Source organism: Halomonas sp. 1513 (assembly GCA_001971685.1).
Classification (GTDB): domain Bacteria; phylum Pseudomonadota; class Gammaproteobacteria; order Pseudomonadales; family Halomonadaceae; genus Franzmannia.
The window spans coordinates 2,307,943-2,321,663 of record CP019326.1 but is presented as its reverse complement, the minus strand read 5'-3'; the positions used below and the strand labels follow the sequence as shown (position 1 = coordinate 2,321,663).

The following is a 13,721-nucleotide window of genomic DNA, read 5'->3' as shown; positions in this document are numbered from 1 at the left end:
GGTTGGTCTAGAATCGGCTCCTTCTCTGCCAAGGAAGATGAACATGACGCAACCTATCGGCCCGGTGATGCTGGACCTCGAGGGGCCCCGGCTCAGCCGAGAAGAAGGTGACATGCTCAAGCGTCCCGAGGTTGGTGGCGTGATTCTTTTTTCCCGCAACGTCGAAGACGCCGCGCAGGTGCAGGCGCTGTGTGCGGCGATCCGCCGGGTGCGTCCCGACCTGCTGCTGGCCATCGACCAGGAGGGCGGTCGCGTGCAGCGCCTGAGTGACGGCGTCACCCGCCTGCCGTCGATGGCGCAGCTGGCGGCCGGCTATGATCAGGACCCCCAGACGGTGCTGCAGCAGTGCCAGGATGCCGGCTGGCTGCTGGGCATGGAGATGGCGGCCTGCGGCCTCGATCTCTCCTTCGCCCCGGTGCTGGACGTCGACGGCGGCGACTCGACGGTGATCGGCGATCGCAGTTTCTCCGCCGACCCGCAGGCCGTCAGCCTACTCGGCGGCGCCTTTATCAGCGGGCTCCACGATGCCGGCATGGTCGCCATCGGCAAGCATTTTCCCGGCCATGGCGGCGTGGCGGCCGACTCGCACCACGAGCTGCCGGTCGATCCGCGGCCGCTGGCGGCGCTGCGTGAGCACGACATGCGGCCCTTCGCCGACCTCGCCGCGCGTCTCGACGGCGTCATGCCAGCGCATGTGATCTACAGCGCCTTCGATGACAAGCCGGCGGGCTTCTCGCGCAGCTGGCTCGGCCTGCTGCGTGAAGAGCTGGGCTTCAAGGGTGCGATCTTCTCCGACGACCTGTCGATGGCGGCGGCGAAAGTCGCCGGCACCCCCGGCCAAGCAGCGGTGGCGGCGCTGGAGGCCGGCTGCGACATGGTGCTGGTATGCAACGACCGCGCCGCGGCGCTGGAAGCCCTGGATGCCTGTGTCGGCCGCGCCGGCAAGCGTCAGGCCAAGCTGCGCTATCGGCGGGCCCGGCCCAATCTCGAGGCGCTGCCGGCGCTGTCACGCTGGCGGCGGGTGCATGCTCGTCTCGAGGCGCTGAGCGGCATCCACGACGCCTGACATGCCCGACCGGCTGGCTCTCCTCATCCCGTAATGCGACCCAGGACAACGATGCTTACTCTCGATCCCGATACTCATGAATCTCTCACCACCATGCGCGAGGTGATGGACAGCGCCGACTGCCTGATCTCCCAGGCCGACGTCGAACGCGCCCTCGATCGCATGGCCGACGAGATCACCGCCGACCTGGGTGACAAGCTGCCGGTCTTCTACTGCGTGATGAACGGCGGCCTGATCACCACCGGCCACCTGCTGACGCGGCTGGGGTTCCCCCTCGAAGTGGACTACCTGCACGCCACCCGCTATCGCGGCGGCCTGCGCGGCGGGGAACTGTTCTGGCGCGTCTCGCCGGAAATTCCCATGGCCGGGCGCCACGTGGTGATCGTCGACGATATCCTCGATGAGGGCGCGACCCTGGCGGCGATCCTGCGCTACTGCGAAGAAGCCGGTGCGGCGAGCATCTCCACCGCGGTGTTGGTCGACAAACGTCACGACCGCAAGGCGGTGCCTGAGCTGACGGCCGACTACTGCAGCCTCGAGGTGGTCGACCGCTACGTGTTCGGCTTCGGCATGGACTACAAGGGCTACTGGCGTAACGCGCCGGGGATCTTCGCGCCCAAAGGACTGTAAGCAACGCTGTTGAGCCAGGGGCGCCAGTGGCCCCGCCGATAACCGTCGAGGGCTGGCCCGCCGGGTCAGCCCTCGGCGTTTTCGGGTAGCGCCAGCAGCGCTTCGCGGCAGCGCTCCTCGACGTCGTCCAGCTCCTTGCGCATCAGGCGGATGTCCTCCTCCTGGCGCTGCAGGTTGGTGCGCTTCTCGGCGAGCAGCTCGAGCAGCCGCCGCAGCTGGCGGGCGTTGCCATCGGGCAGGGCATCGTAGAGTTCGATCACCTCGCGGATCTCGGCCAGCGAGAAGCCCAGCCGCTTGCCGCGCAGGGTCAGCTTGAGGCGCACCCGGTCCTTGTCGTGATAGATGCGTGTCTGGCCGCGGCGCTCAGGCTCGAGCAGGCCTTCCTGCTCGTAGAAGCGGATGGTGCGCGGCGTGACCTCGAACATGCGTGAGAGCTCGCTGATCGAGTAGGTGCGGGGCGGGGCGGCAGTGTCGGGTGTCATGCCGCTCAGGATACCCAGAGTTGACGTTAACGTAAATCGCCGACCATGCTGTGGCCATCCGCTACCCAGCCTGGAGGCCCGATGTCCAACACCCCATCCCCCCTGCGTATCACTCACTGGCCGACCCGCGACGGTCACTACATCGGTGTGGCAACGCTCGACGCCGAACGCTCGCTCAATGCGCTGACGCTGGACATGATCGAGGCCCTCAACGTCCAATTGACGACCTGGCAGCACGACGACAGCGTGGTGGCGGTATGGCTGGAGGGCGCCGGTGACAGGGCGTTCTGCGCCGGCGGCGATATCGTCGCGCTGTATCGTGCCCTGCAGGGCGACCCCCGCACCGCGCGCGACTATGTAGTGCGCTACTTCAGCGCCGAGTATGCCCTCGACTACCGCCTGCACACCTATTCCAAGCCGCTGCTGGCGTGGGGCGACGGCATCGTCATGGGCGGCGGCATGGGGCTGCTGGCAGGTGCACGGCATCGGCTGGTCACCGAGCGCTCACGGCTGGCGATGCCCGAGATCAGCATCGGGCTCTACCCGGACGTGGGCGCGAGCTGGTTTCTCAACCGCATGCCGCCGGGCATCGGTGCCTACCTGGCGCTGACCGGAGCGCAGCTCAACGCCCGTGACGCCCTCGATCTCGGCCTGGCCGACCAGCTGGTGCCTGCCCAGTGTCGCGAGGCCTTGATCGATGCGCTGTGCTGCGCCGACTACGGCAGCGACACGACCTTGAATGATCGAGCCATCCATGTGGCGCTGGCCGCCGTGGCGGATCGCGACCTGGCGCCGCCCGCCCAGCTGTGGCCGTGGCGCGACCATATCCAGCGGCTTACCAGCGCTGCCGATGCCGCCCAGGCGAGCGCGGCGATAGTGGCCGACCGCCACCAGGACGACTGGCTGGCCGCCAATCGTCGCCGGCTGGCCGAGGGCTGCCCGCTGACCGCGCAACTCGCCTGGGGCATGCTCGAACGTCACCGCCACGCTAGCCTTGCGCAAGCGCTGCGCGACGAACTGAGTCTGTCGCTGCGCTGCTGCCTGGAGGGGGACCTGGCCGAGGGCGTGCGTGCGCTGCTGATCGACAAGGACAAGCAGCCGCAGTGGTCCCACGCCGATGTCTCGAGCGTACCTGCGGCGAAGGTCGCGGCGATGTTGCGCAGCGCCTGGCAGCGCGATGACCACCCCCTGGCCACGCTCGGCGAGAAGAGCTAGCGGGCGGATTAGGGGTAGCGTTCTCGGCGCTTTTATTCTACATTCTATGAAAATGTAGAAATTTTATTCCTGCTACACCGGAGCCACCATGAGCCAGATTACCCCGATCACCTGGGACGACCCGTTCCGCCTCGTCGACCAGCTCAGCGAAGACGAGCGCATGGTCTACCAGACCGCCCACGACTACTGCCAGGACAAGCTGCTGCCGCGGGTGCTGGAGGCCAACCGTCACGAGCACTTCGACCGCGAGATCATGAACGAGATGGGCGAGCTGGGGCTGCTCGGCGCGACCATGGACGGGTACGGCGGTGCCGGCCTCAACTACGTCAGCTACGGCCTGATCGCCCGCGAAGTCGAGCGCGTCGATTCCGGCTATCGCAGCGCCATGAGCGTGCAGTCGAGCCTGGTGATGTACCCCATCCACGCCTTCGGCAGCGACGCCCAGCGCGACAAGTACCTGCCCAAGCTGGCCAGCGGCGAGTGGGTAGGCTGCTTCGGCCTCACCGAGCCCGACCACGGCTCCGACCCCAACGGCATGAGCACCCGGGCCACCAAGATCGACGGCGGCTACAAGCTCAACGGCACCAAGAGCTGGATCACCAACTCGCCGATTGCCGACGTCTTCGTGGTGTGGGCCAAGGACGATCAAGGAGACCTGCGCGGCTTTATCCTCGAGAAGGGCATGGCGGGTCTCTCAGCGCCCAAGATCCAGGGCAAGTTCAGCCTGCGTGCCTCGATCACCGGCCAGATCGCCATGCAGGACGTCGAGGTCTCCGACGAGCAGATCCTGCCCGGCGTCAAGGGCCTCAAGGGCCCGTTCTCGTGCCTCAACCGTGCCCGCTATGGTATCGCCTGGGGCACCATGGGCGCCGCCGAGGCGTGCTGGCACGCGGCGCGCCAGTACACCCTCGATCGCAAGCAGTTCGGCCGCCCGCTGGCTGCCAATCAGCTGATCCAGAAGAAGCTCGCCGACATGCAGACCGAGATTGCCCTGGGCCTGCAGGCGGCGCTGCGCGTCGGCCGCATGATCGACGACGGCCAGCTGGTGCCCGAGGCGATCTCGCTGATCAAGCGCAACAACTGTGGCAAGGCGCTGGACATCGCGCGGGTGGCGCGGGACATGCACGGCGGCAACGGCATCGCCGACGAGTACCACGTGATTCGCCATGTGATGAACCTCGAGGCGGTCAACACCTACGAGGGCACCCACGATATTCATGCGCTGATCCTGGGACGGGCCCAAACCGGTATTCAGGCCTTTAGCAACTGATCGACCGGACCCGCCAGGGGAATAGCGGCATCCAAGCGAAGGACGCAGGGGGCAGGTCGAAAAGGAGGTTTGCGCCATGGGTGAGGAGGATTCCTCCGAACGGGCTGGCCATGGATGGCCAGCACCGGTCCTACAAGCGGAGCAGGATGCGAGAGCGCAGTAGGGCGCAAGGTAGCGCCCAGGGACGGGTTTACAGCGCCTCCTTGCAGACCTGTCGCCTGATCCGTTCGAGCGGTGCTGCCTTTCTCAGATAGACCTTTCCCGAGTGATCAAGGAGACAAGATGAGCGGACCGCTCGACGGTATAGTGGTGCTCGATATGTCACGCGTGCTGGCCGGCCCCTGGGCCGGCCAGCTGCTGGCTGACCTCGGCGCCCAGGTGATCAAGATCGAACGCCCCGGTAGCGGTGACGACACCCGCGGCTGGGGGCCGCCGTGGCTGGAAGACGCCGCCGGCGACCCGCTGGAGGCGGCGTATTTCCTGTGTGCCAACCGTGGCAAGCAGTCGCTGGCGGTGGATATCACCCGCCCCGAGGGCCAGGCGCTGGTGCGCGAACTGGCCTCGCGTGCGGACATCCTGCTGGAGAATTTCAAGGTCGGCGGCCTCAAGAAATACGGCCTCGACTACGCCAGCCTGCACGAACTCAACCCGGGGCTGATCGGCTGCTCGATCACCGGCTTCGGCCAGGACGGCCCCTACGCCCACCGCGCCGGCTACGATTTCATGATCCAGGCCATGGGCGGCTTGATGAGCGTTACCGGTGACGCCGAGAGCATGCCGATGAAGACCGGCGTGGCGATTACCGACGTGATGACCGGTCTCTACGCCGCGGTGGGCGTGCTTTCGGCACTCCACGAGCGCGGGCGCACCGGGGTCGGTCGGCATGTCGACGTGGCGCTGCTCGACGTCCAGGTCGCGACCCTGGCCAATCAGGCCCTCAACACCCTGGTCTCAGGGCGCGATCCCCGGCGCCACGGCAACGCCCATCCCAATATCGTGCCCTACCAGGCCTTCGCCTGCGCCGACGGCCACCTGGTGCTCACGGTGGGCAACGACAGCCAGTTTGCGCGCTTTGCCACGCTGCTCGGCCACCCCGAGTGGGCCAGTGACCCGGCCTACGCCACCAACGGTGCGCGGGTCGCCAGCCGCGACACCCTGGTGCCGCTGATCGAAGCCTGCCTTAAGACCCGGGCGCGGGACGCCTGGCTGTCTGACTTCGAGACGCACGGCATTCCCGCCGGTCCCATCAACACCATTTCCGAAGCGCTGCATGACCCCCAGGTGCTGCATCGTGGCATGGTCACCACCCTCGAACGAGACGGCAACGCCGTGCCCCAGGTCGGCAATCCGCTGCGCTTCGATGGCGGCGGCCAGACCAGCCGCCGCGCACCGCCGGGGCTTGGCCAGCACAGCGAGAGCGTGCTCGCCGAGATGGGGCTCAGCGCCGAGCAGATCGAGACGCTACGCGAGCAGGGAATCATTGCCTAGCCTCGAGTGCCCAGCGCCCAGCAGCAGGACTAGCGCGGCGAAAAGCGCCGGCTGAGGCCGGTCTCGGCGATCATGCGCGTCGAGATCTCCTCGATGGAGAAGCGCGTGGTGTCGATGAAGGGTATATGCATTTGGCGGAACAGCCCTTCGGCCTGCTGCACCTCCTGCATGCACTGATCCATCGAGCAGTAGCGGCTGTTGGGGCGCCGCTCGCTGCGGATCGCCGCCAGCCGGCGGGCGTCGATGGTCAGGCCGAATAGCTTATGGCGGAAGGGCGCCAGCGCCGGGGGGAGCTTGAGGCTGCCATCTTCGTCGAGGTCGTCGTCGGTGAGCGGGTAGTTGGCCGCGCGGATGCCGAACTGCAGCGCCAGGTAGAGCGAGGTTGGCGTCTTGCCGCAGCGCGATACCCCGACCAGGATGATATCGGCCTTGTCGTACTGGTGGGTGCGCGCGCCGTCGTCGTTGTCGAGGGCGAAGTGCACCGAGTGGATGCGATCCATATAGACCTCATCGCGACCAATCGAGTGGGTGCTGCCAACGCTGTAGGTGGAGCGCGTGGCAAGCTCCTTCTCCAGCGGCTCGAGGAAGGTCGAGAAGATATCCACCTTGAAGCCGGTTGCCTGGCTGATCACGTCGCGGATGTCGGCGTCGACGATGGTGTCGATGATGATCGGCTGGGCGCCGTCGCGCACCGCGGTGGCTTCGATCACCTCGACCAGCGCCTCGGCCTTGTCGACGCTGTCGATATAGGGCTTGGTGAGCATGCGGATATCGACGCTCTCGAACTGGGCCAGCAGGCTGCGGCCGAGGCTTTCGGCGGTGATGCCGGTGCCGTCGGAAATGAAGAAGGCGGTGCGGGTCATGGCGGTCTCATCTGGTCGCGGTGGGGCGATTACTACACAAAACCCCCGTTGTTGTAAAAATCCTCCAGTGACTTCGCGGTTAGACCAATGGCGAATACGGCCCCGGCTTGGTAGGGTGAGCCACACTTTGCTGGCGGCCTCGGCCGCGCCTTGCGTTCATATCGCCACAAGCGATATCCGCATCCGAACAAGGGGGTCTCGTGGAAGAGTACATTCTGTGGTTTGACCAACTGGGCATGAATGACGTCGAGCGCGTTGGAGGCAAGAACGCCTCGCTCGGTGAGATGATCTCCAATCTGACCGATGCCGGTGTCAGCGTACCCGGCGGCTTCGCCACCACCGCCCACGCCTACCGCGAATTTCTCGCTCACGAAGGGCTCAACCAACGCATCAACCAGGCGCTGGCGCGGCTCGATGTCGACGACGTCGCCGAACTGGCGCGGGTCGGCGCCGAGATCCGCCAGTGGGTCATCGATACCCCGCTGCCGCCGGCCTTCGAGGCGGCGCTGCGCGAGGCCTATCAGCAGATGGCCGCCAGGCATCCCAGCCTCAAGGCCGCGGTGCGCAGTTCGGCCACCGCCGAGGACCTCCCGGATGCCTCCTTCGCCGGCCAGCAGGAGACCTTCCTCAATATCGAAGGCTTCGACAACATCAAGCGTGCGGTGCACGAGGTGTTCGCCTCGCTGTTCAACGACCGCGCCATCTCCTACCGCGTGCACCGTGGCTATGCCCACGAAAACGTGGCGCTGTCCGCCGGGGTGCAGAAGATGGTGCGCTCCGAGACCGGCGCCAGCGGGGTGATGTTCACCCTCGATACCGAGTCGGGCTTCCGCGATGCGGTGTTCGTCACCGCCTCCTGGGGGCTCGGCGAAACCGTGGTTCAGGGCGCGGTCAATCCCGACGAGTTCTACGTGCACAAGTCGACGCTGGCCGCCGGCCGGCCCGCGGTACTGCGTCGCAACCTCGGCTCCAAGCTGATCAAGATGGTCTACACCGATGATGCCAGCGCCGGCAGGTCGGTGGAGACCGTCGAGGTGCCGCTCAGCGAGCGCGGGCGCTTCTGCATCAATGACGCCCAGGTCACTGACCTGGCGCGCCAGGCGGTGATCATCGAACAGCACTACCAGCGGCCGATGGACATCGAATGGGCGCTGGACGGCGACGACGGCAAGCTCTACATCGTCCAGGCGCGTCCCGAGACCGTGGTCTCGCAGCAGGAGGGCGGCAAGCTCGAGCGCTTCCAGCTCAAGGAGAAGGGACGCACCCTGGTCAGCGGCCGGGCGATCGGCCAGCGCATCGGACAGGGGGCGGTCAAGGTCATCCTGTCGCCGGACGAGATGGGCAAGGTGCAGGAGGGGGACGTGCTGGTTACCGACATGACCGACCCCGACTGGGAGCCGATCATGAAGCGCGCCTCGGCGATCGTCACCAACCGCGGGGGGCGTACCTGCCACGCGGCGATCATCGCCCGCGAGCTGGGGATTCCGGCGGTGGTGGGCTGCGGCGACGCCACCGCAGTGCTCAGCGACGGCCGTGAGGTCACCGTGTCCTGCGCCGAAGGCGATACCGGCAACGTCTACGAGGGGCTGCTGGCCTTCGATCGCAAGGTCTCGAGCGTCGACGCCATGCCCGAGATCCCGTTCAAGATCATGATGAACGTCGGCAACCCCGACCGCGCCTTCAGCTTCGCCAGCCTGCCCAATGCCGGGGTCGGCCTGGCGCGCCTGGAGTTCATCATCAACCGCATGATCGGCGTGCATCCCAAGGCGCTGCTCGACTATGACCGCCTGCCCCTCGACCTGCAGCAGAGCATCGACCTGCGTACCGCCGGCTATGCCGACCCGGTGAGCTTCTACGTCGACAAGCTGGTCGAGGGCATCTCGACCCTGGCCGCGGCCTTCTATCCGCAGCGGGTCATCGTGCGGCTGTCGGATTTCAAGTCCAACGAGTACGAGAACCTGATCGGCGGCAAGCTCTACGAGCCCGGTGAAGAGAACCCGATGCTCGGCTTCCGCGGCGCCGCACGCTATATCTCCGACGCCTTCCGGCCGTGCTTCGAGCTCGAGTGCCAGGCGCTCAAGCGGGTGCGCGACGAGATGGGGCTCGATAACGTCGAGATCATGGTGCCCTTCGTGCGTACCCCGGACGAGGGCAAGGCGGTGGTCGACCTGCTCGCCGCCAACGGCCTGGCACGCGGCGAAAACGGCCTCAAGGTGATCATGATGTGCGAGCTGCCGGCCAACGCGCTGCTCGCCGACGAGTTCCTCGCCCACTTCGACGGCTTCTCCATCGGCTCGAACGACCTCACCCAGTTGACCCTGGGCCTGGATCGCGACTCGGGTATCGTGGCGCACCTGTTCGACGAGCGTAACCCGGCGGTCAAGAAGCTCCTGGCGATGGCGATTCAGGCCTGCAAGGCCCAGGGCAAGTACGTCGGGATCTGCGGCCAGGGCCCGTCGGACTATCCCGAACTCGCCAAGTGGCTGATGGAGCAGGGCATCGACTCGGTGTCGCTGAACCCCGATGCGGTGCTCGAAACCTGGTTTATGCTCGCCGGTGAAACGCTGGGCTAACCGAGAAAACATCCCTGACTATCGCAGTGGCTATTAGCGAGGGACGCTGGCGGTAGGGCGAAGAGGCCCGTGGGGCGCCAGGGACAGGCCTACGAGGAGGCGCTGTAAACCCATCCCTGGGCGCTACCTTGCGCCCTACTGCGCTCTCGCATCCTGCTCCGCTTGTAGGACCGGTGCTTGCCATCCATGGCCAGCCCGTTCGAAGGAATCCTCCTCACCCATGGCGCAAACCTCCTCTTCGACCTGTCCCTGACGCCTGTGCTAGCAAGCGCCCGCTCGACGACTACCGTCGAGCGGGCGCTTTTCGTCTATGCTGACAGTCTGCCCTCCCGCCTGCGACAAGGAGCCTGTCCCATGCCTACTTTCGCCGTTCCCTCCCGCCGCCGCCTGCTGCCCTGGGCCGTGGCGTTGACGCTCGGCATGCCGGCTGCGGTCCACGCTGAGGTGGCCTTCGACTACGATATCCCGGCGATCGCCCCGGAAGTCAGCTCCGGCAGCGAGGAGAAACCCGGCTGGGCGACCCAGCGCTTCGCCGTGGCCGCCGCCAACCCGCTGGCCACCGACGCCGGCTACCAGGTGCTCAAGGCTGGCGGCAGTGCCGTCGACGCCGCGATTGCGGTGCAGATGGTGCTGACCCTGGTCGAACCGCAGTCCAGCGGCATCGGCGGCGGGGCCTTCATGGTGCACTACGACGGCGAGGCGGTGCAGGCCTACGACGGCCGTGAGACGGCACCCGGCGACGTCGACGGCGAGCTGTTCCTCGATGAGGAGGGTGAACCGCTCGACTTCATGGATGCCGCGGCCAGCGGCCTTTCGGTCGGCACACCGGGTACCGTGCGCATGCTCGAGCTGGCCCACGGCCGCCACGGCGAATTGCCCTGGGCGGCGCTGTTCGAGCCGGCGATCGCGCTGGCCGAGCAGGGCTTCGCGGTCAGCCCACGGCTGCACACCAGCCTGGCCCGTGAGGAGCGGCTGCGCGACGACCCGCTGGCGGGGCCGTTCTACTATCCCGAGGGCGAACCGCTGGCCGAGGGGCATGAGCTCAAGAATCCGGCGCTCGGCACCGTCTTGCGCGCACTCGCCGAGCACGGCAGCAAGGCGCTGCACACTGGTCCTATCGCCGAGGACCTGGTGTCCCGCGTTCAGGATCATGCCGAGCGCCCCGGCTCCCTCAGCCTCGAAGACCTGGCCAGCTACTCGGCCGAGACCCGTACGCCGCTGTGCAACGACTGGCAGGCCTACCGGGTGTGTGGTTTCCCCCCGCCTTCTTCCGGGCACCTGACCATCATGCAGATTCTCGGCGTGCTCGAGCACCTGCCCGAACTGGAGGCGCCGCTCGAGGATGGCCGGCCCAGCGTCGACTGGCTGCACCAGTTCCTCGAGGCGTCGCGGCTGGCCTTCGCCGACCGCGGCAAGTATATCGCCGACCCCGATTTCGTCGAGGCGCCCGGCTACGACTGGAACAGCATGCTCGACCCTAAGTATCTCGCCGGACGCGCCGCACTGCTGGGTGAAGAGAGCCTGGGTAGCGACGGCGCCGAGCCGGGGGAGCCCGGCGAGCTCGCCACCGCCTGGGCGGTGCAGCCCGAGCAGCCCGAGTACGGCACCAGCCATATCAGCATCATCGATGAGCACGGCAATGCCCTGGCCATGACCACCACCATCGAGTCGGCCTTCGGTTCGCGGATCATGGCCGACGGCGGCACTGGCTTGCCCGGCGGCTACCTGCTCAACAACGAGCTGACCGACTTCTCCTTCACCGCGGAGGACGCCGACGGCAACCCGATTGCCAACCGCGTCGAGGCGCGCAAGCGGCCGCGCTCGAGCATGAGCCCGACGCTGGTGTTCGAGCGTGACAGCGACGCGCTGGTGGCCAGCCTGGGGTCTCCCGGGGGAGCGGCGATCATCCACTATACCGCCAAGGCGCTGGTCGCCATGCTCGACTGGGGGCTGGACGCCCAGGAGGCGCTCAACCTGCCTCACGCTATCACCCTGGGCGGGCCGGTGTTCCTGGAGGAGGGGGCCTTTCCGGCCGAGGTGCTCGAGGCACTCAACCAGCGCGGCCACGATGCCAGCGAGCGGGAGCTGGTCAGCGGCCTGCAGGCTCTGCAGGTCGTCGAGGAGGGCCTCTACGGCGGCGCCGATCCGCGGCGCGAAGGCGTGGTGATGGGGGAGTAGCGCCAAGCTGAAAGCGCCCAGTGCCCAGCCTTTCGCTCGGCGCTTGGCGCTATCAATTCCTCAGCCAGTTCCTTAGCTTGACCAACAAAAGGGCGCCGTCGCTGAGTTCGCGGCGGTCCTCGAGAAGCTCGTTGAGGAGATCCGGCCGGTCGGTGATGATGTTGTCGACCCCCATGTCGATCAGCTGCGACATGCGTGCGCGGTCATTGACCGTCCAGGTATGCAGCTCATAGCCGAAGTAGCGGGCGGCGCGAATCTCGCCGTCGCTGACCCGATTGTGGCGCAGGCCGAGGGCATCGAAGCTGCTGCGATCGAGGGTGCCCGGCAGCACGAACTGTGCCAGCAGGGTGGTGCGGACCTGGGGCACGCGAGCCTTGATCTCGCGCACCAGTGACGGTGACATGGTGGCGACCAGCACGTCATCGTGGACGTCATCGCTACCGCACCCTTGGGGCGGTGGTTGTGCCAGGTCACGGCACTCCTGGCGTGCCAGGTTCTCGCGCGCCAGGCTCTCGAGTACCGCCTCGACCAGATCCAGTTCGCGGCCCGGGTCGGGCTTGAGGTCGATCATCAGCGGGCTCTGGGTACGGGTGCGTGCCAACGCCTCGTCCAGGGACGGCATGCGCTCATCGATGAAGGCATCGCCGAACCAGCTGCCCACGTCGAACTGCTGGAGCTCTTCCAGGGTCAGGTCGCGCACGTTGCGCGGGTCGCCGGTGAGGCGCTGCAGGGTGCGATCATGGTAGAGCACCACCTGATCGTCCGCGGTGAGGCGCACGTCGATCTCGGTGAAGTCGGCGCCGTCGAGGATCGCCTGATCGATGGCGGCCATGGTGTTTTCCGGGGCTGCCATGGAGCTGCCGCGATGGGCGGTGACGAGGACCTCGTCGCGCAGCTCGAAGCTGTTGACGATCAGCCACGCCTGGCTGATGGCGAAGGCGATCACTCCCAGTTCCACGGCCCAGGCCCAGCGCCCGGGATGGGCGTCGGCGGTGGGCCGCGGCGGGCGCGGCTCACTGTGCACCAGGCGCAAATAGAGGCAGGCGGAGAGCAGGCTGTTGGCGGCAATACCCACGAAGGTCACCGCCAGCGTCAGCAGCACATAGCCGCTGAGATAGGCGAGCATGGCCGGGATCAGCACGGCGTTGCGCTCCGGCAGCCACCACAGCATCGGCGTGAAGACGCGGTCGAATAGCGCGGTGATCAAGAAAGGCAGCGCGACGATCAGGATCAGCAGCAGGATCACCGCCGTGGCGATCGGCCGCCGGCGGCCGCGGGTCAGGCGATGGCTGCGCTTGAGCGCGCGCAGCGGGCTCAGTGCCTCGAGCACCACCAGCGGCAGGGCCAGGATCCAGCGGAAGTAGAGGGTCGCGGCAATGGTGGCCCAGACCAGTGCCAGCGGCAGGCTGACGGCCAGGAACTGCCACATGGCCGGCGGACGTACCCGCTGGACGTAGTAGGGGTCGAGACCGCCAAGGAAGGCGCCATAGAGCCAGCTGATCGCCAGCACCGGCGGCAGTACCAGCAGCAGGTGGGCACCGACCTGCACCACCACCAGCCCGGCCAGGGAGGGCAGCCGGCGCAAGCTGCCCCAGAAGGCTTCCCAGGCCAGCCGGTAGTGATTGTCGCGGGGGCGTACCGCGACCAGGATCATGCCCGCCTGCTGCAGGTAGAGCACCAGGAAGGTCAAGCCGATCGCCGCCAGCAGCCACAGCACGCCGCCGGGGGAGATCAGGATGTCGAGCAGCTCGGCATTGCTGATCACCGGCCGGCCGAACTGGCCGAGCAGCGACGTCAGGGTCCAGGCCACCGTCGGCAGCAGCACCGCTGAGGCGAGAACGGTAAAGAACAGGTGATAGGCAAGCAGTGGGCGAAAATGCTCACGCAGTGAGCGCAGCACGTCACCGTGTAGCTGGGACAGTGACAGCATGGCAGTCCGTTTGGTTGAGCATCCTG

10 protein-coding genes are annotated in these 13,721 nt (G+C 67.0%); 7 read left to right on the top strand and 3 right to left on the bottom strand.

The window, feature by feature from the left end:
• The first annotated feature begins 43 nt into the window (after positions 1-43).
• Complete coding sequence (locus BWR19_10420) at positions 44-1,066, top strand: beta-N-acetylhexosaminidase (protein ID APX93311.1); 1,023 nt, start codon at positions 44-46, stop codon at positions 1,064-1,066.
• A 51-nt stretch (positions 1,067-1,117) separates the two neighbouring features.
• Positions 1,118-1,696: a hypoxanthine-guanine phosphoribosyltransferase gene (locus BWR19_10415; GenBank protein ID APX93310.1), complete on the top strand. Its 579-nt coding sequence runs from the start codon at positions 1,118-1,120 to the stop codon at positions 1,694-1,696.
• Positions 1,697-1,761: 65 nt separating this feature from the next.
• Here BWR19_10415 and BWR19_10410 read toward each other — a convergent pair whose 3' ends face one another.
• Positions 1,762-2,178 (bottom strand): MerR family transcriptional regulator, encoded by a 417-nt coding sequence (locus tag BWR19_10410; protein ID APX93309.1) that lies wholly within the window; start codon positions 2,176-2,178, stop codon positions 1,762-1,764.
• Positions 2,179-2,259: 81 nt separating this feature from the next.
• On the opposite strand from BWR19_10410, the gene BWR19_10405 reads away from it, so the two are divergent.
• The 3 genes from BWR19_10405 to BWR19_10395 all read left to right on the top strand — a co-directional run bounded on the left by BWR19_10405 (position 2,260) and on the right by BWR19_10395 (position 6,151).
• Positions 2,260-3,393 (top strand): enoyl-CoA hydratase, encoded by a 1,134-nt coding sequence (locus BWR19_10405; protein APX93308.1) that lies wholly within the window; start codon positions 2,260-2,262, stop codon positions 3,391-3,393.
• 88 nt (positions 3,394-3,481) lie between these two features.
• Positions 3,482-4,663: an acyl-CoA dehydrogenase gene (locus BWR19_10400; GenBank protein ID APX93307.1), complete on the top strand. Its 1,182-nt coding sequence runs from the start codon at positions 3,482-3,484 to the stop codon at positions 4,661-4,663.
• 282 nt (positions 4,664-4,945) lie between these two features.
• Positions 4,946-6,151 carry a CoA transferase gene (locus BWR19_10395; GenBank protein APX93306.1) on the top strand — a complete coding sequence of 402 codons (1,206 nt, stop codon included), beginning with the start codon at positions 4,946-4,948 and terminating at the stop codon, positions 6,149-6,151.
• A gap of 29 nt (positions 6,152-6,180) precedes the next feature.
• Here BWR19_10395 and BWR19_10390 read toward each other — a convergent pair whose 3' ends face one another.
• The gene (locus tag BWR19_10390) at positions 6,181-7,014 is read right to left on the bottom strand and encodes a phosphoenolpyruvate synthase regulatory protein (GenBank protein ID APX93305.1); all 834 of its coding nucleotides are present in this window, start codon (positions 7,012-7,014) and stop codon (positions 6,181-6,183) included.
• 200 nt (positions 7,015-7,214) lie between these two features.
• On the opposite strand from BWR19_10390, the gene BWR19_10385 reads away from it, so the two are divergent.
• Together BWR19_10385 and BWR19_10380 are read left to right on the top strand one after the other, a co-directional pair.
• Positions 7,215-9,587 carry a phosphoenolpyruvate synthase gene (locus BWR19_10385; protein APX93304.1) on the top strand — a complete coding sequence of 791 codons (2,373 nt, stop codon included), beginning with the start codon at positions 7,215-7,217 and terminating at the stop codon, positions 9,585-9,587.
• A gap of 420 nt (positions 9,588-10,007) precedes the next feature.
• On the top strand, positions 10,008-11,765 hold the full coding sequence (locus tag BWR19_10380) for a gamma-glutamyltransferase (GenBank protein APX94988.1): 1,758 nt from the start codon (positions 10,008-10,010) through the stop codon (positions 11,763-11,765).
• Between the two features lie 52 nt (positions 11,766-11,817).
• Here BWR19_10380 and BWR19_10375 read toward each other — a convergent pair whose 3' ends face one another.
• Positions 11,818-13,695: a glycerophosphodiester phosphodiesterase gene (locus tag BWR19_10375; protein ID APX93303.1), complete on the bottom strand. Its 1,878-nt coding sequence runs from the start codon at positions 13,693-13,695 to the stop codon at positions 11,818-11,820.
• Between the last annotated feature and the right edge of the window lie 26 nt (positions 13,696-13,721).